The sequence below is a fragment of the Actinacidiphila bryophytorum genome (assembly GCF_016916835.1).
GTDB lineage: Bacteria > Actinomycetota > Actinomycetes > Streptomycetales > Streptomycetaceae > Actinacidiphila > Actinacidiphila bryophytorum.
On sequence record NZ_JAFFIX010000010.1, the window covers coordinates 125,290 to 150,085 of the forward strand.

19 protein-coding genes are annotated in these 24,796 nt (G+C 73.7%); 7 read left to right on the top strand and 12 right to left on the bottom strand.

The window, feature by feature from the left end; genetic code table 11:
• Nucleotides 1-144: 144 nt before the first annotated feature.
• Nucleotides 145-1,035 (bottom strand): MIP/aquaporin family protein, encoded by an 891-nt coding sequence (locus tag JT723_RS17060; RefSeq protein WP_205045626.1) that lies wholly within the window; start codon nucleotides 1,033-1,035, stop codon nucleotides 145-147.
• 124 nt (nucleotides 1,036-1,159) lie between these two features.
• Nucleotides 1,160-2,200 (bottom strand): LacI family DNA-binding transcriptional regulator, encoded by a 1,041-nt coding sequence (locus JT723_RS17065; protein WP_205045498.1) that lies wholly within the window; start codon nucleotides 2,198-2,200, stop codon nucleotides 1,160-1,162.
• Nucleotides 2,201-2,559: 359 nt separating this feature from the next.
• Here JT723_RS17065 and JT723_RS17070 point away from each other — a divergent pair, with 359 nt between their 5' ends.
• Nucleotides 2,560-5,721 carry a glycosyl hydrolase 115 family protein gene (locus JT723_RS17070; protein ID WP_240165763.1) on the top strand — a complete coding sequence of 1,054 codons (3,162 nt, stop codon included), beginning with the start codon at nucleotides 2,560-2,562 and terminating at the stop codon, nucleotides 5,719-5,721.
• Nucleotides 5,721-7,274, top strand: coding sequence for a glycoside hydrolase family 43 protein (locus tag JT723_RS17075; protein WP_205045500.1), 1,554 nt, complete (start codon nucleotides 5,721-5,723; stop codon nucleotides 7,272-7,274). Before JT723_RS17070 ends, JT723_RS17075 begins: the two co-directional genes overlap by 1 nt.
• 9 nt (nucleotides 7,275-7,283) lie before the next feature.
• On the opposite strand, the gene JT723_RS17080 is transcribed toward JT723_RS17075, so the two are convergent.
• From JT723_RS17080 to JT723_RS17090, 3 genes are read right to left on the bottom strand one after another with little or no spacing between them, the layout of a single operon-like run.
• Entirely contained in the window at nucleotides 7,284-8,300 is a 1,017-nt protein-coding gene (locus JT723_RS17080; protein WP_205045501.1) for an NAD(P)/FAD-dependent oxidoreductase, read from the bottom strand.
• Nucleotides 8,297-8,809, bottom strand: a complete 513-nt coding sequence (locus JT723_RS17085; RefSeq protein ID WP_205045502.1) for an isoprenylcysteine carboxyl methyltransferase family protein — start codon at nucleotides 8,807-8,809, stop codon at nucleotides 8,297-8,299. The genes JT723_RS17080 and JT723_RS17085 overlap by 4 nt, the downstream gene beginning before the upstream one ends.
• Nucleotides 8,810-8,818: 9 nt before the next feature.
• On the bottom strand, nucleotides 8,819-9,871 hold the full coding sequence (locus tag JT723_RS17090; RefSeq protein WP_205045503.1) for a type III polyketide synthase: 1,053 nt from the start codon (nucleotides 9,869-9,871) through the stop codon (nucleotides 8,819-8,821).
• 600 nt (nucleotides 9,872-10,471) lie between these two features.
• Here JT723_RS17090 and JT723_RS17095 point away from each other — a divergent pair.
• The gene (locus JT723_RS17095; RefSeq protein WP_251513656.1) at nucleotides 10,472-11,314 is read left to right on the top strand and encodes a UbiA family prenyltransferase; all 843 of its coding nucleotides are present in this window, start codon (nucleotides 10,472-10,474) and stop codon (nucleotides 11,312-11,314) included.
• A gap of 5 nt (nucleotides 11,315-11,319) precedes the next feature.
• Here JT723_RS17095 and JT723_RS17100 read toward each other — a convergent pair whose 3' ends face one another.
• From JT723_RS17100 to JT723_RS17110, 3 genes are all read right to left on the bottom strand, one after another.
• Nucleotides 11,320-11,742: a hypothetical protein gene (locus tag JT723_RS17100; RefSeq protein WP_240165744.1), complete on the bottom strand. Its 423-nt coding sequence runs from the start codon at nucleotides 11,740-11,742 to the stop codon at nucleotides 11,320-11,322.
• 38 nt (nucleotides 11,743-11,780) lie between these two features.
• Nucleotides 11,781-12,188 (bottom strand): cupredoxin domain-containing protein, encoded by a 408-nt coding sequence (locus tag JT723_RS17105; protein ID WP_240165745.1) that lies wholly within the window; start codon nucleotides 12,186-12,188, stop codon nucleotides 11,781-11,783.
• Nucleotides 12,189-12,351: 163 nt separating this feature from the next.
• Entirely contained in the window at nucleotides 12,352-13,878 is a 1,527-nt protein-coding gene (locus tag JT723_RS17110) for a hypothetical protein (RefSeq protein WP_205045506.1), read from the bottom strand.
• A gap of 355 nt (nucleotides 13,879-14,233) precedes the next feature.
• Here JT723_RS17110 and JT723_RS17115 point away from each other — a divergent pair, with 355 nt between their 5' ends.
• On the top strand, nucleotides 14,234-15,835 hold the full coding sequence (locus JT723_RS17115) for an FAD-dependent monooxygenase (RefSeq protein ID WP_205045507.1): 1,602 nt from the start codon (nucleotides 14,234-14,236) through the stop codon (nucleotides 15,833-15,835).
• Between the two features lie 116 nt (nucleotides 15,836-15,951).
• On the opposite strand, the gene JT723_RS17120 is transcribed toward JT723_RS17115, so the two are convergent.
• Together JT723_RS17120 and JT723_RS17125 are read right to left on the bottom strand one after the other, a co-directional pair.
• Nucleotides 15,952-17,904, bottom strand: coding sequence for a helix-turn-helix domain-containing protein (locus JT723_RS17120; RefSeq protein WP_205045508.1), 1,953 nt, complete (start codon nucleotides 17,902-17,904; stop codon nucleotides 15,952-15,954).
• 83 nt (nucleotides 17,905-17,987) lie between these two features.
• Complete coding sequence (locus tag JT723_RS17125; RefSeq protein WP_205045509.1) at nucleotides 17,988-18,815, bottom strand: 3-hydroxybutyrate dehydrogenase; 828 nt, start codon at nucleotides 18,813-18,815, stop codon at nucleotides 17,988-17,990.
• 277 nt (nucleotides 18,816-19,092) lie between these two features.
• Here JT723_RS17125 and JT723_RS17130 point away from each other — a divergent pair, with 277 nt between their 5' ends.
• Entirely contained in the window at nucleotides 19,093-20,604 is a 1,512-nt protein-coding gene (locus tag JT723_RS17130; protein WP_205045510.1) for an extracellular catalytic domain type 1 short-chain-length polyhydroxyalkanoate depolymerase, read from the top strand.
• Between the two features lie 50 nt (nucleotides 20,605-20,654).
• On the opposite strand, the gene JT723_RS17135 is transcribed toward JT723_RS17130, so the two are convergent.
• The gene (locus JT723_RS17135) at nucleotides 20,655-21,380 is read right to left on the bottom strand and encodes a class I SAM-dependent methyltransferase (protein ID WP_205045511.1); all 726 of its coding nucleotides are present in this window, start codon (nucleotides 21,378-21,380) and stop codon (nucleotides 20,655-20,657) included.
• 36 nt (nucleotides 21,381-21,416) lie between these two features.
• Nucleotides 21,417-22,193, bottom strand: a complete 777-nt coding sequence (uppS, locus tag JT723_RS17140) for a polyprenyl diphosphate synthase (RefSeq protein WP_205045512.1) — start codon at nucleotides 22,191-22,193, stop codon at nucleotides 21,417-21,419.
• Between the two features lie 297 nt (nucleotides 22,194-22,490).
• Between uppS and JT723_RS17145 the strand changes: the two genes are divergently transcribed.
• Both JT723_RS17145 and JT723_RS17150 read left to right on the top strand, forming a co-directional pair.
• On the top strand, nucleotides 22,491-23,960 hold the full coding sequence (locus JT723_RS17145; RefSeq protein WP_205045513.1) for an MFS transporter: 1,470 nt from the start codon (nucleotides 22,491-22,493) through the stop codon (nucleotides 23,958-23,960).
• 48 nt (nucleotides 23,961-24,008) lie between these two features.
• On the top strand, nucleotides 24,009-24,710 hold the full coding sequence (locus JT723_RS17150; protein WP_205045514.1) for a TetR/AcrR family transcriptional regulator: 702 nt from the start codon (nucleotides 24,009-24,011) through the stop codon (nucleotides 24,708-24,710).
• The last annotated feature ends 86 nt before the right edge of the window (nucleotides 24,711-24,796 follow it).

Sequence of the window (24,796 nt, forward strand, 5' to 3'; positions counted from 1 at the left end):
TCGTTTTCCACCACGACAGACATTGCTTGATATCAAGATATCCCGTCGCCGTCGCGACCTCGACGAGGGGGCGCCCGCACCGGCCGGCCCCGGCGCGGTCGTGCGCCGGGGCCGGGCCTGTGCGGGCGCCGGGTGCGGTCGGGGCTACAGCTCCTCGACGGCGGGACCCTCCTCGGCCTCCTCGCCCTTGCGCGCCCTGATCACCGGCTTGATGATCAGGTCGTAGACGGCCACGCCGACGACACCGCCGATGAGCGGGCCGACGATGGGGATCCACCAGTAGTGGTCGAACCACTGGAACTTCCCCGGCAGGGCGATGGAGCCCCAGCCTTCGAAGTACGTGAACAGCCGGGGGCCGAAGTCGCGGGCGGGGTTGATCGCGTACCCGGCGTTGGTGCCGAAGGTCAGGCCGATCGCGACGACCACCAGGCCGATGATGAACGGGTGCAGGTTGGCCAGCGGTGCCGTGTTGCGCAGGTCGATCAGCGCGCAGATCAGCAGCAGCAGGATGCCCGTACCCACGATCTGGTCCAGCAGCGGACCCCACCAGGAGTTGCCGAAGTACTCGGCGGGGAAGGTGGCGAAGATCGAGTAGGTGGACAGCGACTTGTCCCTGGCCAGCCCCGCCTTCCCGTCGAAGGCCTCGATCGCCCACCGGTAGCAGGCGTAGACCAGGGCGGCGGCCACGAAGGCGCCGAAGACCTGGGCGAGCCAGTACGGCAGGACCTTCCGCCAGGGGAAGTCCTTCCTGACCGCGAAGCCGAGGGTCACCGCGGGGTTGAGGTGGGCGCCGCTGATCCCGCCGGCCACGTACACACCGAACACCACCGCGAGGCCCCAGCCCCACGAGATGATGAGCCAGTTGGCGGCACCGAAGGGCACGGCCTGTCGGCCCGAGCCGGGCAGGCCGACGACTGCGACAGCCACCGACCCCACGCCCAGCAGAATCAGCACGAACGTTCCCAGGAACTCGGCAAGCATCTCGCCGCCGATACCTTCTCGATAGCCGCGTCGGCGCGCGGTGCGTTCAGCCATCGCCATCGGAACTCTCCCTTGTCGGCATAGCACAGGCATATCGCCCGTCCCGGGAGATGTCGGCATAAGGAGATCCATCGGAGTGGTCTTGTCGGCCGGTCGGTGGAAACCGGCCCCCGATGTGTTATCGAGCGCCCGCCGCGGAGGGCTGGGGCGGCGCGGCGGAACTGTCGCGCACGACCAGGCTGGTGGACAGCTCCACCCGCAGCACGTCGGGGGTCTGGCCCTGGACGAGCTGGAGCAGCATGTCGGCGGCGGCTGCGCCCATCTCGGCCAGCGGCTGGCGCACGGTGGTCAGCGGCGGCGGCGACCAGCGGGCCTGCGGCAGGTCGTCGAAGCCGACGACGCTCAGGTCGTCGGGCACCCGCAGGCCCGCCTGCCGGGCGGCCTCGTAGACGCCCAGCGCCATCTGGTCGCTGGAGGCGAAGACCGCGGTGGGCGGGCGGGGGCCGGCCAGCAGCGCGGAGCCCAGGGTGAAGCCGGACTCGTGCGAGAAGTCGCCCACCCGGACCAGGTCGTCGTCCACCTCGACGCCGGCCGACTCCAGGGCCGAGCGGTAGCCGTCCAGCCGCGCCCTGCTGCACAGCAGCTCGGGCGGCCCGGCGATCATGCCGATCCTGCGGTGCCCGAGCCCGAGCAGGTGCAGCACCGCGCTGCGGCCGCCGGCCCAGTTGGTCGCGCCGATCGTGGGTATGTCGAAGGTGGGCACCCCCGCCGGGTCGATGACCACCAGCGGCATGCCGAGCCTGCGCAGCTCGGCGTTCAGCTGCGGTGCGGGTTCCGAGGTGACCAGGATCGCGCCGTCGGAGTTGCGCGACCGCACCCCGACCAGCCACTGCTGGGCGGACGCGGCCTGGTGGTGCACCGCGGAGACCACCGCGCCGACCCCTGCGGCGTGCGCGACCTTCTCCACGCCGCGCAGGATCTCCACCGCCCAGGGGCTGTCGAGGTCGTTGAAGACCAGGTCGATGAGGTTGGCCCGGTTCGCGGCGCCGGAGGCCCTGCGCCGGTAGCCGTGCTCGGCCAGCAGGTCCTCGATCCGGCGGCGGGTCGCCGCGGCCACGTCGCTTCGCCCGTTGAGCACCCGGGAGACGGTGGGCAGCGACACCCCCGCTTCGCGGGCGATGTCGGCGATCGTGACCCGGCCCGCGCTGTCTGACGCCACCGGTGCCTCCTGTCGCAGTGGGCTCCCAGGATATGCAGCGCCCCCGCCCCGCTGAGAAGGCGGCGCACCTTTCGGGCCGTCCCGCGCCCGCCGCGCGCCCTCGCACGCCCCGGCTCGGCACCGGAAGGGTTGACGCGGCAGGCCGGCGCTTCTAACGTCACTCGGAACTTCCGGAAGGATCACGCAAGTTTCGAAACCCGAGCCGCGGGACGCCGGACCCCTGGCCGGGACCGCGGTGCGGCGAACCAGTGGGGGCGGCAGTGGGCGACGGCGGGGACAGCCGGCACGCGGCGCAGGACAGCGGCGCCGGGCGGGCGGAGGGCGGCGGCCCGCGGCGCAGGTCGGTCGTCGGAGCGGGCCTGGCCCTCGCGGCACTCCCCGCGGTCGCGGGCACCCTCGGCCTGGCCGGCCAGGCCAGTGCCGCCGACGCCCCCGCCGCCGGCCGGCCTTCCGGGCCGCAGCCCACCGACCCGGGTGCGTACATCGCCACGGACCCCCGCCCGGGGAGCTTTCCGCTCGTCGCGGCGGGTGCGGCGACGCCCCTGGTGGTCAGCGCCGATGACCACCAGGGCGTCGTCAGGGTGACCGGCGACCTAGCCGCCGACCTCGAACGCGTCACCGGGGTGCGCCCGCAGGTCTCGGTGCTCGCGGCCGGCGAGCAGCCCGCCCACCGGCAGATCGTGCTGGTCGGCACCATCGGCCGCAGCCCGCTGGTCGACGCCCTGGTCGCCGCCGGCCGGCTGGACGTCGCCGGTGTCGCGGGCCGCTGGGAGACCTCGCTCGAACAGGTCGTCGAGCACCCGATGCCCGGGGTGGACCGGGCTTTCGTGATCGCCGGCAGCGACCAGCGCGGCACCATCTACGGGGCCTACGACGTCTCCCGCGGCATCGGCGTCTCGCCGTGGGTCTACTGGGACGACGTGCAGCCCGAGCGGCGGCACGCGCTGTACGCCCTGCCCGGCGCACACACCCAGGGCACACCGGCGGTGAAATACCGCGGCTTCTTCATCAACGACGAGAACCCGTCGCTTGGCACCTGGGCGCCGGCCGTCTTCGGCCCCGGCCTTGCGCCCGGCTACCCGGGCGGCTTCAACCACGCCTTTTACGAGAAGGTCTTCGAGGTCATGCTGCGCCTGAAGGCCAACTACCTGTGGCCCGCGGTGTGGGGGCGGGCCTTCGCCGAGGACGACCCGCTCAACCACGCCACAGCCGCGGCCTACGGCGTCGTCATGGGCACCTCGCACGAGGCGCCGATGATGCGCGGCATTGAGGAGTGGAACCGGCACGCGGTCGCCGCGGTCCGCGACGCCGCGGGCACCATCACCACCCCGGGCCACGACCCCTACGGCGGCACCGGCGAGTGGAGCTTCCGGCACAACGCGGAGGCGCTGAAGGCGTACTGGACCGACGGCATCCGGCGGATGGCCGACGAGGGCTACGAGGGCGTGGTCACCCTCGGGATGCGCGGCAACGGCGACACCAGCCTCGCCGACGGCGACGGCATCGAGCTGATGGACCAGATCATCACCGCCCAGCGCGCCATCCTCGCCGACGTCACCGGTGCTGGTCCGGGCGAGGTCCCGCAGGTGTGGACGATGTACAAGGAGGTGCAGCGCTACTGGGACAGCGGGCTGCGCGCCCCCGACGACGTCACCGTGGTCTTCACCGACGACAACTGGGGCAACATCCGCAAGGTCCCCGATCCCGCGCTGCCGCCGCGCAGCGCCGGCTACGGGCTCTACTACCACTTCGACTACGTCGGCGGCGGGCGCGACTACAAGTGGGTCGACACCACGTCGCTGCCGAACATGTGGGACCAGCTGCACCAGACGTACGCCTACGGGGTCCGCACCCTGTGGGTCGCCAACGCCGGCGACCTCAAGGGCAACGAGCTGCCGACACAGTTCTTCCTGGACTACGCCTGGAACCCCGACCGCTGGCAGCTTGCCGACATCCCGGAGTGGGAGCGGCGCTACGCCACGGAGAACTTCGGCCCCGCCCACGCGGCGGCGATCGCGCAGGTGCTGCACACCTACGCCCACCTGCAGAGCCGCCGCAAGCCCGAACTGCTCAACCGCGCCATCACCCTGGACCCGGCCAAGGACGTCGCGCACGACGCGTCGGCGGTGGTCTACGACGACCAGGCGACGCCCTTCTCGCTGACCTCCTACCGCGAACTGGAGTCGGTCACCGCCGACTGGGCGGCGCTGGGCGCCGCGGCCGGGCAGATCGCCCGCGCCCTGCCGGCGTCCGCCCGGGACGCCTACTTCGAGCTGGTGCAGTACGAGGTGCAGGCCACCGCGAACCTCTACGCCCTGCGCGAGGCGCAGTTCACCAGCCTGCACTACGCGGGGCAGGGCAGGGCTGCCGCCAACTCGCTGGCGGACGTGGCGCAGGCGCGCTTCGCCGACGACCTGGCGCTGGCCGCCCGCTTCAACGACGAGGTCGCGGGCGGCAAGTGGAAGGGCTTCCAGACCCAGCCGCACATCGACTACGGCGACGTCGCCCGCTACGGCCCCAACGCTCCCTGGCAGCAGCCCGAGTTGAACAACCAGGCGCTGCCCGACGTGATCTTCCCCGCCCTGCAGCGGGTCGACCTGCCGGCGCAGGCGTCCATGGGCGTCGCGATCGACGGCTCGGACCGCTGGTGGCCGCGGGAGCCGGGACCGGCGGTACTGCCGCCGTTCAGCCCTTACCAGACCCAGCCGGCGCAGTACATCGAGGTGTTCAACCGCGGTGCGGCCCCCTTCGACTACCGGGTCACCCCCGCGGAGCACTGGCTGACGGCGGACCGCCCCCGCGGCCGGGTGCGGGAGCAGGTGCGGGTCACCCTGCGGGTCGACTGGTCGCGGGCGCCCAAGGGCAGGACCACGGTGCCCGTCGAGGTGGCAGGCCCCGGCGGGGTGGCCGTCCAGGTGCAGGCGGTGATCGACAACCCGGTCGCGGCCCGGCCCGTCGGCTTCGTCGAGGCGGGCGGCTGCGTCTCGATCGAGGCGGCGCACGCCTCGCGGGCGGTCGCCGCCGGCGGGGTGTCCTGGGTCTGCCTGACCGACATCGGCCGCACCGGCTCCGGCATGCGCCCCTCCCCCGTCACCGCGCCCCGGCAGACCCCCGGCGGCGGCAGCGCGCGCCTGGAGTACGAGCTGACGCTGTTCTCCGCGGGCGAGGTGACCGTGTCGGCGTACGTCTCGCCGCGCAACGACGTCTTCGCACGCGGCGGCCTGGCCTACGCGGTCTCCTTCGACGGCGACGCACCGCAGACCGTCAACATCACCGCGGCCAGCGGCGCCAACGACGGCACCATGAACCGGCAGTGGGAGCGCAACACCTCGAACAACGTCAACCTCACCACGACCACCCACCGCATCGGCAGGCCCGGCCGGCACGTCCTGAAGTTCTGGGCCGTCGACCCCACCGTCGTCCTGCAGAAACTCGTGGTGGACACCGGCGGGCTGCGGCCCAGCTACCTCGGGCCGCCCGAGAGCCACCGCGCCGGCTCACCCGGGGACCCGCGCCGCTGATGACCGTCACCGCCCACAACCCCGTCCTGCCCGGCTGCTTCCCCGACCCCTCGGTGTGCCGGGTCGGACAGGACTACTACCTCGCCAGCTCCTCCTTCGCCTACTTCCCCGGCATCCCGCTGCACCACAGCAGGGACCTGGCCCACTGGCGGCCGATCGGCCACGCCATCGACCGCGAGGGCCAGTTGGACCTGCGCGGGGTGCGGGCGAGCGGCGGCCTGTACGCGCCGACGCTGCGCCATGCCGCGGGCCGCTTCCACCTGGTGTGCACCCTGATCGGCGGTCCCGGCGCCGCGGGCAACTTCCTGGTCTCCGCCGACGACCCGGCAGGCGACTGGTCGGACCCGGTGTGGCTGCCCGACGCCCCCGGCTTCGACCCGTCGCTCTTCTTCGACGACGACGGCTCGGCCTACCTGCTCGGCACCCGGCTGCTGCCGGGCACCGACGGCCGCACCGAGGTGTGGATGCGCGGCTTCGACGTGGCCACCGGCGCGCTCAGCGGCCCCGACCGGGTGCTCTTCCGCGGCGCCCTGGTCGACGCCCGCTGGGCCGAGGGGCCGCACCTGTACCGGCACGACGGCTGGTACGTGCTGCTGCTCGCCGAGGGCGGCACCGAGTACGAGCACGCGGTCACCGTGGCCCGCAGCCGGCAGGTCGAGGGGCCGTACGAGAACCACCCGGGCAACCCCGTGCTCACCCACCGCCACCTGGGCCTGTCCTACCCGCTGTCCGGGGTCGGCCACGCCGACCTGGTCCGGACGCCCGGCGGCGACTGGTACGCGACCGTGCTGGCCTCCCGGATGTACGGCGGCAGGTACGCCAACCTGGGGCGCGAGACACATCTGGCCCGGGTGGTGTGGGAGCAGGGCTGGCCGGTGTTCAACCCCGGCGTGGGGCTGCTCACCGAGCACACCGGGGTCGCACTGCCCGCGCACCCGTGGCCGGCGGCGGAAGCAGTGGACGACTTCGACGCCCCGGTGCTCGGCGCCGGCTGGAACCTGCTGCGGGGTGCCGCGGCCGACGCGTACAGCCTGACCGAGCGTCCCGGGCACCTGCGGCTGCGGCTGCTCCCGCAGACCCTGGCCGAGCAGAGCACCCCGGCCTTCGCCGGGCGCCGCCAGCAGCACATCGACTTCGCCGCCGAGACCGCCCTCGACTTCCGCCCGGCCGGCCCCGGCGAGTGCGCGGGCCTTGCGGTGGTGCAGTCGCCCGGCCACCACGTGACCTTGACGGTGACGGCCCGCGCGGACGGCGGCACCGTCGTCCGGCTGACCGAGCGGAATGCGGGCACCGACACCGTACGCGGCGAACTCCCGGTCCGCCCGGGTCCGTTGCGGCTCGGGGTACGGGCCAGGGGCCAGGACTACACCTTCTCCTGCACCCAGTCCCCCGACGGCTCGCGCGACGTCGGCACGGTCGACGGCCGCTTCCTCAGCAGCCAGGTCGCCGGCGGCTTCACCGGCGTCTACCTCGGCCCGTACGCCACAGGCCCGGCGGGCGGCACGGGGCACGCCGACTACGACTGGTTCCGCTACGGCCCTGCCGCGCACTGAACCGGCCGGTCACGACAGCACGTTGACCGCGGCCGAGAACAGCGCGGGGCAGCGGGCCGCGGCCGGGACGATACGGCGCGCGGACCACGGGCGGCCGCGCAGCCACAGCAGCGACGAGGTGAGCAGCCGGTAGTCCCGCGAGGCCCGCCGCCATGCCCGGTCGTAGTCCTGCGGCCGGCCGGCCAGCACGCAGTCAACCAACTGCCGGGCGGACGCCAGCGCGACCGCGATGCCCTCGCCGGTCAGCGCGTCCACATAGCCGGCCGCGTCGCCGACCAGCAGCACCCGCCCCGCCACAGGCGTGCGCACCCGCTGCCGCAGCGGGCCCGCACCCCTGGCGGGCGTCACCGCCTGCGCGGGCAGCCGCTCCAGCAGCCGCGGGAAGGCAGCCAGGTGCCCGGCGAAGGGCGCACGGTCCCAGGTCAGCACCGCGACCCCGACCAACTGCGGCCCCAGCGGGGTGACATACGCCTCCGCGCGGGCCGACCAGTGCACCTCGACGCAGTCCGACCACGGGCGGACCGCGAAGTGCCGGCGCAGCCCGTAGCGGGCGGGGCGCGGGTCGGGACCCGCACCCAGCCGCAGCCCGCGCCTGATCGGCGAGTGCAGACCGTCGGCGGCGGCCAGGTAGCGGGCGGTGATACCGGCCGCGGTCACGCTGCCCGCGTCCTGCCGCACCCCGTCGACGCGCAACGGCACGACGGGCACGCCCAGTTCCGCCGCGGTCGCCGCGAGCGCCGCGTGCAGCTCGGTGCGCCGCACCCCCCGGCCCGGTCCCGCGCGGAAGCGGGCCTCGGCGCGGTGCCGCTCGTCGACGTAAGCGATGCCGTGCAGCGGCCGGCCGGCCACGCCCACCCCGAGGTCGGCGAGCGAGCGCACCGCGGAAGGCATCAGGCCCTCGCCGCACGCCTTGTCGACAGGACCCTGGCGCGGCTCGGCCACCACCACATCGAGTCCCGCCCTGGCCGCGTGGATCGCGGTGGCGAGCCCCGCGGGACCGCCGCCCGCGACCAGCAGGTCGATCACGCCGGCGCCAGGCCGAGCGCCGCGTTCTCGCAGCGCAGCCGGACCGCCAGCAGCCGCGCGTTCGCCGCCGTGAAGCACAGCGCGGTGATCCACCCCCCGTGCACCAGCGGCAGCGCGGCGCCTTCCACCACCACCGCCACGTAGTTGGGGTGCCGCAGCAGCCGGTAAGGGCCGCGGTCCACCAGCGGCAGCCCGGGCACCACGATCACCCGGGTGTTCCAACGCGGCCCCAGCGCGGCCACGCACCACCAGCGCAGCACCTGCGCGGCCAGCACCAGCGCCAGCATCGGCCAGCCCAGGGCCGCGGCGAACGGCCGTTCCCCGAAGTGCACTTCGGCCAGGCAGCCGGCCAGCAGCCCGGTGTGCAGCAGCACCATCACCGGGTAGTGCCCGCCACCGTGCTCCCGCCCGCCCCGCGCGAAGCTCCAGGCCGCGTTGCGGCGTGCGACGTTCAGCTCGACCAGCCGCTCGGCGGCGACCAGCAGGACCAGCAAGGTGTAAGGCGGCATCAACGGCACCTACCAGCGAAGGAGGACGATTTCCGAGCAGAAGCCGGGGCCCATCGCCAGCAGCACCCCCGGACTGCCCGGCAGCGGCCGGTCGCCGGCCAGGACGTCCCGCAGGATGTGCAGTACCGACGCCGACGAGAGGTTGCCGACCTCGGCCAGCGAACGCCACGTCGCCTCCAGCGCCCTGGCCGGCAGGTCCAGCGTCTGCCTGACCGCCTCCAGCACCTTCGGGCCGCCCGGGTGGCACACCCAGCCCGCCACGTCCCGCGGCTTGAGGTCGTGGTCGGCGAGGAAGTCCCTGACCTCCGGGCCGAGATGGCGCCCCACCAGGTCGGGCAGGTCGCTGCCCAGCACGATGCGGAAGCCGCCGTCGCCGACGTCCCAGCCGAGCAGGTGCTCCGTGTCCGGGTACAGCCGCGAACGGGTCGCCACCACCTCCGGGCCGGACGCGTCCCGGTCCCGGCCCACCGCCACGACCGCCGCGGCGCCGTCGCCGAACAGCGAGCCGGCCACGACGTTCGCCGCCGAGGCGTCGTCGCGCTGCAGCGTCAGCGAGCACAGCTCCACCGACAGCAGCACCGCGACGCCCTGCGGGCGGGCTTCCAGGTAGTCGTGCAGCCGCGCCAGGCCCGCGGCCCCGGCCACGCATCCCAGCCCGAACACCGGCAGCCGCTTCACGTCCGGCCGCAACCCGATCCGGCCGGCGATCCTCGCCTCGACGGAGGGGGCGGCGATGCCGGTGACGGAGGTGGAGATGACGAGGTCCACCTCGTCGGGGCGGATGCCGGCGGCCTGCAGAGCGCCGGTGACCGCTTCCTCGCCCAGTTCCTGGGCGGTTTCGATGAAGACGTCGTTGGCTTCCTTGAAGCCGTGCAGTGACGCGTAGCGCTCCAGGGGGAGCGCGAGGCGGCGCGACCGCACCGCCGAGGCGGCGTGCACCCGGTCCAGCACGGCCCTTGCCGCCGGCGGGGCGGCGGCCAGGCCGGCCAGGGCTTCCGTGATCTCGTACTGCTCGTACCGGTACGGCGGAAGCGCCGTCTGCACGCCGGCGATTCGGGTCATTGACCCACCTTACGCACGGTCCGTCCGTTTCCCCCCAGGTAACGCCCGGTGTGTCGCCCCGCCCCCCTCTGCCCCTCCGAGCAGTCCCCCGCCCTTCCCCCGGCAGTGGCTGGGCGCGCAGTTCCCCGCGCCCCTGGGTGAGTGCCACTTGCTGTGGGCGGTCGCCTTTCCCCCGACGGTGGGCTGGTCTCGCAGTTCCCCGAGCCCCTGGGTGGGTGCCACTTACTGTGGCGTTGCATTCTTTTCGCCCGTTCGGGCTGGGCGCGCAGTTCCCCGCGCCCCTGAGGTCCTGCCCCTTGCGGTGCCATGTCGCCATTCCCCCGGTGGTGGGTTGCGCGCGCCGTTCCCCGCGCCCCCGGTTGTTGCCTCCTTCCCGCAGGGTGGGCGTTTTTCAGGGGGTGCCGTCTGGCTGGGAGGGCGAGCGTTTTTAGGGGCGCGGGGAACTGCGCGCCCAATTCACCCACTCGCCGGAAGGTGCGTGGCCACAGCAAGTGGCAATCACCTTGCACGCCCGGCCGGGGGAAAGGCGACCGCCCACCGCAGGGGGCACCCGGGCGTGGCGACGGCCGGCCGGGGGGAAGGGGGCCTAGCGTAAGGGGGGTGGTGGGTGTGGTCAGGGCGGCGCATGTGGAGGCCACCGCGGCGGTGACCGCCGTGGTGACCGTGCTGGCCGCGGCCTCCGGCCGCACGCCTGGCGCGTGCGCTCTGCTCGGCGCAGCCGTGTTGTGCGGGCAGTTGTCGGTGGGCTGGAGCAACGACTTCGTGGACGCGGCCCGCGACACCGCGGCGGGCCGCACGGACAAGCCGCTGGCCGCGGGCACGGCGTCCCCGGGGGCGGTGGCCGCTGCCGCGGCCACGGCACTGGCCGCGTGCGTCGTGCTGTCGCTGGCCGCAGGCCGCCTGGCGGGGGCGGCGCACCTGACGGGCGTGGCGGCGGCCTGGGCGTACAACCTCGGGGTGAAGCGCACGGCGGTCTCGTGGGCGCCGTACGCCCTGGCCTTCGGGCTGCTGCCGGCGTTCGTGACGCTGGGTCTGCCGGGGCGGCCGTGGCCGCCGGCGTGGGCGATGGCGGCGGGCGCCCTGCTCGGCGTGGGCGCCCACTTCACGAACGTGCTGCCGGACATCGACGCGGATCTGGCCGCGGGTGTGCGGGGCCTGCCGCAGCGGCTGGGGCGCCGGCGTACGAGGGTGCTGGCGCCGCTGCCGCTGCTGGCGGCGTCCGCGGTGCTGGTGCTGGGTCCGCCGGGGCCGGTGGGCGGGGCGGGCTGGGCGGCGCTGGTGGTGACCGCGGCCCTGGCGGCGGCGACCACGGCGGCCGCGTCGCCGGGCGCCGGCCCCGGCGCGAACCCCGCGAGCCGGCTGCCCTTCCTGGCCACGCTGGCGATGGCGCTGACCGCCGTCGCCCTGCTGGTGCTGCACGGCGGTTCCCTGACGGGCGGGTGACCGGGTCAGCGCAGATGGCGCTGATGGCGCCGGTCGCGTACGTCCACCGCGACCAGGAAGGCGGCGGTGACGACCGTGACGAGCTGGGCCACGGCGACGACCCGCTTCTCGGTGAACCACACCGGTTCGTACATGTTGGGCAGCGGCCCCAGCTTGCCGACGTCGACGTAGCGGTAGACGACCAGCAGCGCGAAGCCGCCGGCGGCCACGAGCCAGCCGAAGGCGTCGCCGGGCAGCCGCCGCCAGGCCAGCACCAGCAGGGCGGCGAGCGCGGAGATCGCCGCCTCGATGCGGAACAGGTCGCCCTGGCTGAAGGTGGCCTTGACCGCGTCGTACTGCGGGGCGAGGTCGGCGTGCACATACGCGTCGACCGCGAGCCCCGCAGCGGCGAGCACCCTGGCCGCCCACACCGCCGTACGCATCTGCATCCCGGCTCCTTCCCGTCGTCCTCGCATCCGGCAGGGTGTCAGACGACCGTCAGGGTGCCCTTCATGAACGGGTGGATCGTGCAGATGAACGGGTACGACCCGGCCTCGGGGGGCGCGGTGAAGGTCGCCGTCTTACCCGGGGCGATGTCGCCGGTGTCGAAGGCCTTGGCGCCGGTCGCGGTGACGGTGTGGGTCGTCGAGTCGCTGTTGGTGACGGTGACGACGGCTCCCGCCTTGACGGTGAGCGAGGCCGGGTTGAAGGCGAAGTTCTTGATGTCGATCGTGTCGCCGCCGCCCGCGGCGGGCGAGGACGGGGACGCGGTCGCGGTCGAGCCGGAGCCGCCCGAGCCGGAGTCGGAGCAGCCGCTCAGCGCCAGCAGCAGGCTCACCGCACCCAGCACGCCCAGCGTCCGCGGGGCCAGGCCCCGCATCGCGCTACCCGCCATGGCCACCTCACCGGTCGTGGCCGCCCGGTGGCCGCCTCACCGCCACTTTCCGCCCGGCATGCGCGCGCCGCCCGCCGCAGCGTCCGGCCGGGGGACGTTTTCACGCCAACGGCTGCGCTTCGGCGGGCGGCGCGCGCTCCGCGAGGGGTGTCGGACAGTCGGGTCAGAAGCTGAACGGCGACTCCAGTACGTACGCGCATTCGGTGTAGATGTACCCGCTCCTGAACTGGTGGGTGTCGGCGATGGGCGTCGCGGAGTCGTCGTCGTCGAGCGGCTTCTGCATGATGTACGACGTCCCGGTCGGCAGGTGCAGGGTCCGCTTGGCGTAGTGCTTGCCGGTGTCCTTGCACGCCAGGCTCTGGGCGAGCGAGTCGCTGGAGTAGCGCGAGCAGGCGCTGCAGCCCTTGAGGGTGAAGCTGCCGGTGACCGGGCCTGTGTAGAGGATCTGGACGGCGTCGGGGCTGTCGTTGGTGAAGGTGATGCTGATGGAGCCGCCGGAGCTGTTCGTGGGCAGCTTCTTGCCGGCCGCCGGCACCTTGGTGGCGATCTCGGCGGCGATGGCGACCTTGAGGGCGAAGGGCCGGTTCTTGTTGTGCGGGTACTTCGAGGTGAAGTCGTTCATGGTGGTGAGCGCCTCGTCGAAGCTGCCGCTCTTGTACTGCGACAGGCCGCAGTTGTACGTGCCGGTCTCGACGTACCCGTCGACCCGCTTGGAGTCGGCCTTGAGCGCGTCGGCGACGCCCGCCTTGTCGCCGGGCAGGTCGGCGGCGTTCGAGCCGAGGGTGCGCAGCTTCAGGGTGGTCCCGCACGGGTCCTTGCCGCCCAGACCCTTGGCGGTGCTGTCGATGTCCGCCCTGATCGCCGGTTCGACCTTGGCGGCCTGCGGCGACTTGGGGAAGGTGGTGAGCAGCTCGCCGAGCTTGCTCGTGTCGGTGGCGGCGTCCGCGGCGGGCGCGGTCATCTCGGTCATGCCGCACTCGTACAGCGAGGTCGCGAGCCGGTCGTCGGGCCAGCCGGCGAGCGAGCCGAGCGTCTTGCCGTCGATGTGCTGCGGCACCGTCCGCAGGTATTTGAGCGGCTCTATCGCGTCGCAGTACTTCTTCTGGTCGTAGGGGGTTCCGACGGCCGTGTAGAAGGTCTGCATCCTGGCGGGCACCTGCTTGGCGGCCTTGGAGCCCGAGTGCTTGCTGTCCAGGTCCTGGTAGGAGCCGAGCGCGGAGCTGTAGTCGGACTTGGCGCTCTCGAAGGGCTTGGCCTTGGCGGCCTGCACCAGCTGGTCGGCCTTGTCGAGCCGGTCGAGCAGCATCGCCTGCGTGGCGTCGTCCTTGGCGCCGTCGTAGTAGACGACCGCGCCGGCCGGAACCGCGAGCATCACCAGGCCGAGCAGCAGCGCCAGCGGCGCCTGCGGCGGGAAGGACAGCCGGGTGCGCAGGCCGCGCAGCCCGCCGTGCAGGGCGGTCAGCACCAGGAACACCAGGTAGGTGACCAGCACCCCGCCGGAGACGCCGTCGGGGTCGGCGGGCAGCGCGCTGACCAGGAAGGCGCCGGTGCCGATCAGCGCCACCGCGAGTCCGATCCAGCGCCGGGTCAGCAGGTAGCCCAGGCCCAGGCCGCTGAGGTTGAGCAGGCCCACCGCGACCGCGCGCAGCGGGTCGGCCGGCTCGCGCGGGGCCGGCGGTGCGGCGGGCATCGGGGGCGGTCCGAAGGGCGGCGGGGGCGGGAAGCCGCCCGGCGGCGGCGGGTATGCGCCCCCCGCGGGCGGTGGCGGCGGTCCGAAACCGCCGCCGCCTGCGTGTCCGCTGTTCCCGCCCTGCTGGTCCCAGCTCATGGCAAACCCCCCGAGAATTCGGTCCCCACCCACGGTTGAGCGCACGAACCGGCCCTGCCGTCCGCGCGCGAAGGCCCATTTATATCTGATGCACGACAGGGCGTGCCGGTTGCGTCCGCCGGGGACGGAGATGCGGGGCCGCGGGGCCGGGAGCAAGCTGGGTGAGGGGGAGAACGAGTGGTGCGGGGCCGCACCCTCCCGACGCCGGGGAGTGATCATGGGCGACACCGAGGTACTGGTGGTGGGGGCGGGTCCCGTGGGGCTGACCGCGGCGGTGGAGCTGCGCCGCCGGGGCGTCGGCTGCCGCATCGTGGACCGGCTCGGCGAGCCGCAGCCGTACGCCAAGGCCGTCGGCATCCAGCCGCGCACCCTTGAGGTGTGGGACGCGATGGGCCTGGTCCGCGACGCTCTCGACGCGGCGGTGCCGCTCTACGGCCAGCTCGGCTACGTCAACGGCGAGCCGCAGCCGCGTGTGGACCTGCGGCTGCCGCCCGAGGTGCCGTACGGATTCGCCGCGCTGCCCCAGTACACGACCGAGGCGCTGCTGACCGCGCACCTGGAGGCGTACGGCGGACATGTCGAGCGCGGCACGGAACTGGTCGATCTGGAGCAGGACTCCGACGGGGTACGCGCCAGGCTCCGCACACCCGACGGCACCGAGACGGTCCAGGCCCGTTACCTGGTCGGCTGCGACGGCGCGCACAGCCGTACCCGCAAGGTGCTCGGTCTGGCCTTCGAAGGCGACGCCTTCCCCGAGGAGTACATGCTCGCCGACGTCGAGGTGGACTGGGACCTGCCGTCCGGCTACACCGTCCGCTCGGCCCACCAGGACGCCGGCGGCGCCACCGACGACCTGCTGGTGTGCGTCCCGCTGCCCGGGCGCGGGCGCTACCGCATGTCCATGCTCGTCCCGCCCGAACTGTCCGTGACGGCGCCGGACGCCGAGGCCGCGCACGGCCTGGAGGCCGGACGCGCACCAGAACTGCGGCACGTCCAGGCCGTCCTCGACCGCCTCGCGCCCCGCCCCACCACCGCCCGCGACCTGCGCTGGTCCTCCGTCTTCCGCATCAGCCACCGGCTCGTCGAACGCTACGCCGCCGGCCGCGTCTTCCTCGCCGGCGACGCCGCACACATCCACCCGCCCACCGGCGCGCAGGGCATGAACACCGGCATCCAGGACGCGTACAACCTCGCCTGGAAACTGGCGCTCGCGACACAGGGCGTCGCCGCCGACGGCCTCCTCGACAGCTACCACGCCGAACGGCACCCCGTCGGCGAGGAGGTCGTCGCACGGACCGTGCGGCACGCCCGCGAGGGCCTCGACCTCCAGGTGATGCGCGAAGCGCAGCTCCTGGTCCGCTACCGGGACAGCCCCGTCGTCACCGCCGACCCGGGACCCGGTTCGCCGGAACCCCGGCCGGGTGACCGGGCGCCGGACTGCCGCGGGCTCACCGGGGACATCGCCGCGTACCCCGTGCGGCTCTTCGACCTGCTGCGCAGCTCGCACCACACGATGCTGCTGTACGCCGACGCGGCGGCGGCGCCGGAGGAGCTGCGGGCCTGTGCCACGGCGGCGCGGGCTGCCGCCCACGGCCGCCTCAACGTTTTCGCGGTCCTCGCGCCAGGGGCTCCCGGGGACGGGATCGGGGTGCCGCGCGTCCACGACCGCGACGGTTCCTTCTCCCGCACGTACGCTGCGCGGGCTCCCGAGGCTGTCCTCGTCCGCCCCGACGCCCACATCTCCGCCCGCTTCCCCCACCCCGCCCCTTCCCCCCTGACCACCCACCTGACCACGACCTTCGCCCCGCCCCCGGGCTGACTCCCCCTTGCGGTGCGCTGCTTGCCTGCGGCGCCGTCGCGGCTTGTCGCGCAGTTCCGCCCCCACCCGGGGGAAGATCCCGGGGGAGGCGGCAGCGGGCAGGGGGAGGGGCACCCTCAAGGAGGGGGCGCCAGCATGTGGAGGCGCAGCGCCAGCTGGAGTTCGAGCGCTCGCTCGGGCTCATTCCAGCCCGAGCCGAGCAGCGCCTGGATGCGGTCCAACCGCTGAACCACCGTATTGACATGAAGGTGCAGCTCATCCTTCGTACGGGTCAGCGTGCCCCCGCACGCGAAATACGCCCCGAGCGTACGGACCAGCTCCGTCCCGCGCCTGGCGTCGTATTCGAGGAGCGGCCCGAGCGTCGCGGTGACGAAGGACCCGACGTCCCGCTCGTTGCCGAGCAGCACCCCGAGGAAGCCGAGTTCCGCGGCCCCGGCCCCGTCCCCGACGCGGCCGAGCGCGCACAGGGCGCGCAGACACCGCACGGCTTCCGCGTGCCCGTCGGCGAGGGCCTGCGGCCCGGACGCGGGGCCTGCGGCGGCGACGGTGACGGGGGCGCCGACCAGCTGGGTGAGCTGGCCGGCGGCGGCGCGGGCGACGGCACCGGGTGCGGCGCCGTCGTGGGGCAGCAGCAGCACCACCGTGCCGGTACGTTCCGCGCTGATGCCGTCGCTGCCGAAGAGGTAGCGGCCCGCGGCGGCGGGCAGCCGGTCCTGGGAGCCGGCCGCGGCCTGGGCGACGAGCACCAGGCAGGGGCGGCTGAGGTCGACGCCGAGCCGCCGGCCGCGGACGACGAGGCCGACGGGGTCGCGCCCCGGCGCGGTGAGCAGGTCGGTGACGAGTTCGCCGCGTACCCGGTTCTCGGTCTCGGCGACGGAGCGGCTGAGCAGCAGCAGGAGTGCGGTGACGACGCCGGCGCGTTCGAAGAGCCGCCGGTCGGAGTCGTCGAGCCGGTCGCGGCCGTGCAGCACCATGCTGCCGAGCAGTTCCTGGCCGGCGAGGACCGCGCAGGTCCAGCGCCCGTCGCGGTGTTCTGCCCTGGCGGTGGGTGCGGCCCTGCCTGCGGGGGCGGGGGCGTGGGCGCGCGGCTCGGCGTCGAAGGGGGCGCCGGCGCGGCCGACGGCGGCCAGTGTGCGGCCCTCGGGGTCGTGGATGGTGATGGCGCCGTCGAGGAGTTCGGCGACGGCGGCGGCGACCTCCGACAGGTCGCCGCCGCGCAGCACCAGGTCGGTGAGCCGGTCGTGGGCCTCCTCGGCGCGCTGCATGGCGGCGGCGTGCTCGCGGATGACGGCGCCGGCCTGTGCGAGGTCGGTGATGGCCCGGGCGGTGTCGATGGCGATGGCGGCGTGTGCGGCCAGCGAGCACAGCAGCGCGACCTCGTCGGGCGAGAAGGGGCGCGGGGTGCGGTCGGCGGCGAAGAGCACCCCGATGACGTCGCCGCCGGAGGCGGCGCCCCCGGCGCCCCCGGCGCCGCCCCTGGCGCCGAGCAGCAGCGGCACCCCGAGGATGCCGACCAGGCCTTCGTCCAGGACGCCTTCGTCGATGGAGCCGGTGTGCCGGAAGCGCTCGTCGGTGCGGTAGTCGGGGGTGGCGTAGGGGCGGGCGGTCTGGGCGACGAGGCCGCCGAGCCCGTCGCCGTAGCTGAGCCGCAGGTTCTGGAAGAGCGGTGAGACCGACCCGTCGGTGACCCGCATGTAGGTGTCGCCCGCCTCGTCGTCGCGCAGGGTGAGGTAGGCGGTGTCGGTGCCGAGCAGCATCCGTACCCGGCGGACGATGGACTGGAGCACCGCGTCCAGGTCGCGGAGCGCCGCGAGGTCGCCCGCGGTGTCGAAGAGCGCGGCCAGTTCCGACTCCCGGCGGCGGTGCTGGCGCAGGGTGCCGCGGACCCGCAGGGCGGTGGCGGTGGCCTGTTCCAGCTCCGCGAGGTCGGCGGGACCGGCCCCGCCCGCCCGCGCCTGTGCGGCCAGCGCTCCGTACGCCTCGGCCGGTGCGTCCTCGGCGATGAGTTCGAGCAGCCGCCGCAGCGGGCGGGCGACCGGGGCGGGGGCGGGGGCGGGGCTGTCTGCCATGGGGCGTCATCCAATCACCTTGCGGTGCGGCGTCCCAGACCTCGTACCGCACGAAAAACCGCACGTCCCGGCCCCGCAGGGGGTCAGTGCGCCGTCCAGCCGCCGTCGAGCGGGAGCGAGGTGCCGGTGATGTAGCCGGTGTGCGGGGAGCACAGCCACAGGGCGGCGGCGGCGACCTCGACGGGTTCGATGAGCCGCTTGATCGCGGTGCGGTCCAGCATCACCTGGGCGACGACATCGGCCTCGGGGATGCCGTGGGCGAGCGCCTGCGTGGCGATCTGGTCCTCGACGAGCCGGGTGCGGACGTAGCCGGGGCTGATGCAGTTGCTGGTGACGCCGAACTCGGCGCCTTCCAGGGCGACGGTCTTGCTGAGCCCTTCGAGGCCGTGCTTGGCGACGACGTACGCGGACTTGTAGGGGCTGGCGCGCAGGCCGTGCACCGAGGAGATGTTGACGACCCGTCCCCAGCCGCGGGCGTACATGTGCGGCAGGTTCCTGCGCAGGATGCGGAAGGGCGCCTCGACCATGACGCGCTGGATCAGCGTGAAGCGCTCCGGCGGGAACTCGTGGACGGGGGCGATGTGCTGCAGGCCCGCGTTGTTGACGACGATGTCGGCGTCGGCGGGCAGCGTGTCGACCGCGCCGGGCTCCGAGAGGTCGGCGACCACGCAGGTGCCGCCGGTCTCGGCGGCGGCGTCCTTGGCGCCCGCCGCGTCCCGGTCGACGACGTAGACGTGCGCGCCGGCCGCGGCGAAGGCCACCGCGCAGGCCCGCCCGATGCCTGCGGCGGCGCCGGTGACCAGGGCGGTGCGGCCGGCGAGGAACGGCCCGCCGGCCGGTACCGCGGCGGTGGCGTCGTCCGGTGGCGCGGCGGGGACCTGGTCCCGGCCGGGGCGCTGAGTGCTCTCCATGGCGGCCACGCTAGGAAGGTTGCGGCAGGGCGCACACGTGTCCTGCGCCCATACTTCCCCCGCCTGTGGTGGCGTCCGCACCCATGTCGCGGGGGCCGCCGCGGCGGCACGGTGAGCGGGCCCGCGGCCCCCGGCCGGCGGCCACCCGCGGGGGCCGCGTACCGCAATGGCCGTGTCCGCCACTTCCGGGGCGGGGGCATGGCGGTCCTTCACGTGTCTGCGGCCACAGCGCGGTCCTAGCGTCCAACGCCAACGGATCCCCCCATAGGAGTGCGCCATGAACAGCACACCACTCCCCCGCCCCCGAGGAAAAGCGCACCGCCCCACCCCTCTCCGCCGCCGCGTCGCCGGCGCGGTGACCGGGGTGCTCGCGCTGGTCGCGGCCTGTCTGGGCGCCGTCGCGGGCGCGGAGCCCGCCGCGGCTGCGGGCCTGACCCAGGTGACGTCCTTCGGCTCGAACCCGGGCAACCTCGCGATGTACGAGTACGCGCCCGCCGGGCTGCCGGCCGGCGCCCCCGTGGTGGTCGCGCTGCACGGCTGCACGCAGTCGGCGAGCGACTACTTCGCCCACTCCGGCTGGCAGAAGTACGCCGACCTGTGGGGCTTCGCCCTGGTGCTGCCGCAGACCAGCGCGTCGAACAACTCGCTGTCCTGCTTCAGCTGGTTCGACCCGGCCAAGGACACCCGCGGCAAGGGCGAGGCGGCCTCGGTCGTCTCGATGGTGTCGCACGCGGTCACGCAGTACGGCTCGGACAGCGGCCGGGTCTTCGTCACGGGTCTTTCCGCGGGCGGCGGCATGACCGCCGACCTGCTGGCCGACTATCCGGACGTCTTCGCGGGCGGCGCGGTCGACTCGGGCCTGCCCGCGCAGTGCGCGACCTCGCAGACCGCCGCGTCCACCTGCCAGTACGGCAGCGTCAACCTGACGCCCGCCCAGCTGGGCGACAAAGTACGGGCCTCCGACCCGGGCTACTCGGGGCCGTGGCCGCGGGTGGCGATCTGGCAGGGCGCCTCCGACTACACCGTCTACCCGGTCAACGGCACCGAGCTGCGCGACCAGTGGACGAACGTGTGGGGCATCGGGCAGACCGCGTCGTCCACCCAGACGCTGCCGGGCGGCACCACGCTCAGCGTCTACGACGACCCGTCGGGCAGGCCGGCGGTGCAGCTCTACCAGATCTCCGGCATGGGCCACGGCCTGGCCGTCGACCCGGGGTCCGGCACCGAGCAGTGCGGCACGACCGGCTCGTACTACCTGGACACCATCTGCTCCAGCTACTACACCGCCCGCTTCTGGGGCCTCGACGGCTCGACCCCGCCCGGCGGCGGTGGCGGTACGCTCCCGGCGCCCACCGCCGTGACCGTCGCCGGCACCACCGACAGCACCGTCTCGCTGAGCTGGGGCGCGGTCACCGGCGCGGCCTCCTACCGGGTCTACCGCGGCGGCACCCTGGCCGGTTCGCCGACCGGGACCTCCTTCACCGACACCGGGCTGACGGCGGGCACGGCGTACAGCTACACGGTCGCGGCGGTGGACTCCTCCGGCGCGGTCGGCGCGGCCTCGTCCGCGGTGGCCGCGACCACCACCGGCGGTGGCGGATCAGGCTCGGGCCAGTGCTTCACCGACAACAACTACAACCAGGTCGCGGCGGGCCGCGCCCACCAGAGCGGCGGCTACACGTACGCGGACGGCTCCGACCAGAACATGGGCCTGTGGAATCTGTTCACCACCCACACCCTGAAGGAGACCGGCGCGGACTACTACGTCATCGCGGACGGCACCTGCTGACCGCCCGGCGGTGACTCGGACCCCGCGATGACCGCAGGTCCTGCGGCGACTCAGATCCTGCGGGCCAGCACCAGCCCCGCCCGCGGGCTGCCGTCCGAGCGGCGGCCGACCTCGTCGAGCGCGTCCAGCGCCACGTCGAAACCGGCCGCCGCGAGGTCGGCGCGCACCCCGGAGTAGGGGAAGGTGCGGTAGTACATCACGAACGGCGGGCGCCACAGGGCGTTGCGCACCCGCATGGCGCCGTCGAAGCCGGCCATCGCCCAGTACCAGGGCGAGGTGACCGGCGGCGGCGCCCCCACGGGGAAGGCGAACAGGCCGCGGGGGCGCAGCGCCCGGTACACCTGGCGGAACAGGCCGGGGCGTTCCGCGGGCAGGAAGTGCCCGAAGGCGCCGAAGCTGACCACGAGGTCGAAGGCCTGCCCGAAGGGCAGCGCACGGGCGTCGGCCCGTACGAACTCCGGCCGCGGGCCTTCCGCGTGCGGCGGCGCCGCGGCGGCCTGTGCCAGCATCCCGGCGCTGAAGTCCACACCGGTCACGCGCTTGCGGCACAGCGGGGCCAGGACCCGCAGGCCCGCTCCGGTGCCGCAGCACAGGTCGAGCCCGGCGTCGAAGGGGCCGAGCGGGGCGAGGGCCGCGGCGGTGGCGTCGAGGAAGCGGTCGGGGGTGCGGAAGGGCGTGTGGTCGAAGGCCGGGGCGAGCAGGTCGTAGCCGCGGTCGACCGACGACATTGCCTGGACGGCCAGTTCGCGCACCGTGGGACCTTCGGGTGAGAACACCCCGCCAGGATAGGCGGGTGCGGCCTGCCCGGCAGGTCAGGCGCTCTGGCGGCGCTGCCGGGCGGCGTAACTGCGCAGCGCCCGCAGGAAGTCGACCTCGCGGAAGGCCGGCCAGTGCGCGTCGCAGAAGTACAGCTCGGAGTAGGCGCTCTGCCACAGAAGGAAGTTGGACATCCGCTGCTCGCCGCTGGTCCTGATCACCAGGTCGGGGTCGGGGCGGCCGGCCGTCCACAGGTGCCTGGCGATGTCCTCGGGGGCGACCTCGGCGGCGAGTTCGGCCAGTGACTGGCCCGACTCGGCGCGTTCGGTGAGCAGTTCGCGCAGCGCCTCGACGACCTCCTGCCGGCCGCCGTAGCCGATGGCGAGGGTGACGTGGGCGCCGGTGGTGCAGTCCTCGGTGGCGGCGACCGCCTCCTTGAGGGCGCGGGCGGTGCGGTCGGGCAGCGCGTCGAGGCTGCCGGCGATGTGCAGTTGCCAGCGGGCGCCGGGCCTGGCGAGCTTGTCGGTGACGACCTGCTCGATCAGGCCCATCAGGAAGGCGACCTCGCTGTCGCTGCGGCGGCTGAGGTTCTCGGTGGAGCAGACGAAGACGGTGACATGCCGGATGCCGAGCGCCTCGCACCAGGCCAGCACGTCGTCCACGTGCTCGGCGCCCGCCTTGTGGCCCAGACTGGGGCTGACCAGGCCCGCCTGCTTCGCCCAGCGGCGGTTGCCGTCCATGATCAGCCCGACGTGCCGGGGCAGCGCACCGCCCCGCAGCTGCCGGCGCAGCCGGCGGGCGTACAGCGTGTAGGCCGGAGAGACGATCCGCATGGTGGTGTCCTTTCCCGTCCGCCGAGCGTAGGACACCACGGCCCGCCCGCCGGGCGGGACATGGGGACGAGTCGCGGGGTGTGCGACAGTGTGGAAGCGCTTCCACAGCTCCTGACGCCACCGCTCGGCACGGGTCGGCACAAAGGCTCAGGTCACCGCCGGTGTGCGCGGGGCGGCCGGAAAATTCCCCGGCCGGGTGTGCGCTTTCCCTCATCGCCGCGAAACGGAACGATCATTCCTGATCCCTTATCCTGTAGTTCCGGAATGATCGTTCCGTTTCATCTTCTAAGGAGTTCCATGGCGTCCGAGACCCGGCGCACGCACCACCAGGTCACGTTCGCGGTCCTTGCGGCGGGTGTGACCGCCTATGCGCTGCTCCAGTCCCTGGTCACCCCGGTGCTGCCGACGATCCAGGAAGACCTGCACACCAACCAGAACACCGTCACCTGGGTACTGACCGCCTATCTGCTGTCGGCCTCGATATTCACGCCGATCATGGGCCGGATAGGCGACATGATCGGCAAGGAAAGGGTCTTCGTCGCGACGCTGGGCGCGCTCGCGGCCGGCTCGCTGCTCGCGGCGCTGGCGACCAACGTGTCGACGATGATCGTCGCCCGGGCGATCCAGGGCATCGGCGGCGGTGTGCTGCCGCTGGCCTTCGGCATCATCCGCGACGAGTTCCCGCGCGAGAAGCTCAGCGGCGCGGTCGGCCTGATCGCCTCGATCCTCGCGGTCGGCGGCGGGCTGGGCATCGTGCTGGCCGGTCCGATCGTCAACGCCCTCGACTACCACTGGCTGTTCTGGCTGCCGATGATCCTGACCCTGGTCTCCGCGGTCGCCGCCCACTTCTTCGTCCCCGAGTCGCCGGTGCGCACGGCGGGCCGGATCAGCTGGGCGCCCGCGGTGCTGCTGTCCGCGTGGCTGGTGGCGCTGCTGGTCGCGCTCAGCCAGGCGCCGGTGTGGGGCTGGGGCTCGGGCAAGGTGCTCGGCCTGATCGCGGCGGCCGTCGTGCTCGCCGTGGCCTGGGTGCTGGTCGAACTGCGCGCCGCCACACCGCTGATCGACATGAAGATGATGGCCCGCCCCGCGGTGTGGACCAACAACCTGGTGGCGCTGCTGGTCGGCGTCGGGATGTACGCGGTCTTCGCCTTCCTGCCGGAGTTCGTGCAGACCCCGAAGTCCACCGGCTACGGCTTCGGCGCGAGCATCACCCAGTCCGGGCTGATCCTGCTGCCGATGTCGGTGATGATGTTCCTGGTCGGTCTGGGCGCCAACGGCCTGGCCAACCGCATCGGCGGCAAGAAGGTCGTCGTGATGGGCTCGCTGATCGGTGCGCTGTCCATGGCGCTGCTGGCCTTCGCGCACACCTCCAAGTGGGAGCTGTACGTGGCCACCGCCGTCATGGGCGCCGGCTTCGGACTGACCTTCGCCGCGATGTCCAGCCTGATCGTCAGCGCGGTCCCGCCCGCGCAGACCGGTGTGGCCAGCGGTATGAACGCCAACATCCGCACCATCGGCGGCTCCATCGGCGCCGCCCTGATGGCCAGTGTCGTCACCGCGAGCCCGGCGGCCGACGGCCTGCCGCGGGAGGCCGGCTACACCCACGGCTTCGCGATGCTGGGCGCCGCCATGGTCGTCGCGGCCTTCGCGGCGGTCCTCATCCCGGTCGCCCGGCGTACCACCCGGGTCGACTTCGCCGACGAACCGCAGCACGGTGAGCTGGCCATGGTCCCCGGAGGTACCGTCGTGGGTGACAAGCCGGAATGAGGCGCGGGAGCGGCGGGCACCGGGCCTGCCGGGAGTGAGCGAGCGACGATGACAGGACACGCGCGCCCGAAGGCGCCGGCCACCCCGTCAGGCCCGGCGGTGGCGTCAGAACAGGACCCGCCCGCCAGGCCCTTGCGGCGGGACGCGGTGCGCAACCACCAGCTGGTGGTCGAGGCGGCCCGCGAGGTGTTCGCCGAGTTCGGCACCGACGCCAGCATGGAACTGATCGCCTCACGGGCCGGCGTCGGCGTCGGCACGGTCTACCGGCGCTTCCCCAACAAGGAGGCGCTGGTCGACGAGATCGCCGGGCTGATGCTGCGCGAACTCACCGAGGTGGCCCGCCGTTCGCTCGCACTCCCGGACGGCACCGGCCTTGAGCGCTTCCTGTACGTCATCGGCCGCTCGCTGGCCGAGCACCGCGGTTACGCCGACAAGCTGGTCGGCCACTCCAAGGCGGCCGACGTCGAGCTGCTGCGCGACCGGATCGCCGAACTGCTGGTCCAGGCGCAGGAGTCAGGGCGGGTCGCGGCCGGCGTCGAGCTGGGCGACATCATGGCGCTGGTCTGGGGCCTGCGCGGCATCGTGGAGACCAGCGGGGCGGTCGTACCCGACGCCTGGAAGCGGCAGTTGGACCTCCAGCTGGCGGGGCTGCGGGCCGCCGCGGTGCCGGACGGCATCCCGCCGGCGGTGACGCGGGCGCAGCTGCGGCTGATCGGCACGGGGCGCCGGGAGGCCGAGGCCGGTCAGTGACACCGGCCGGCTCACTCCGCTTCCGGCGAAAGCAAGTCCGGCTTCCGGTACGGGAGTCTGGGCGTGGGACGACCTGCGGCGACGCA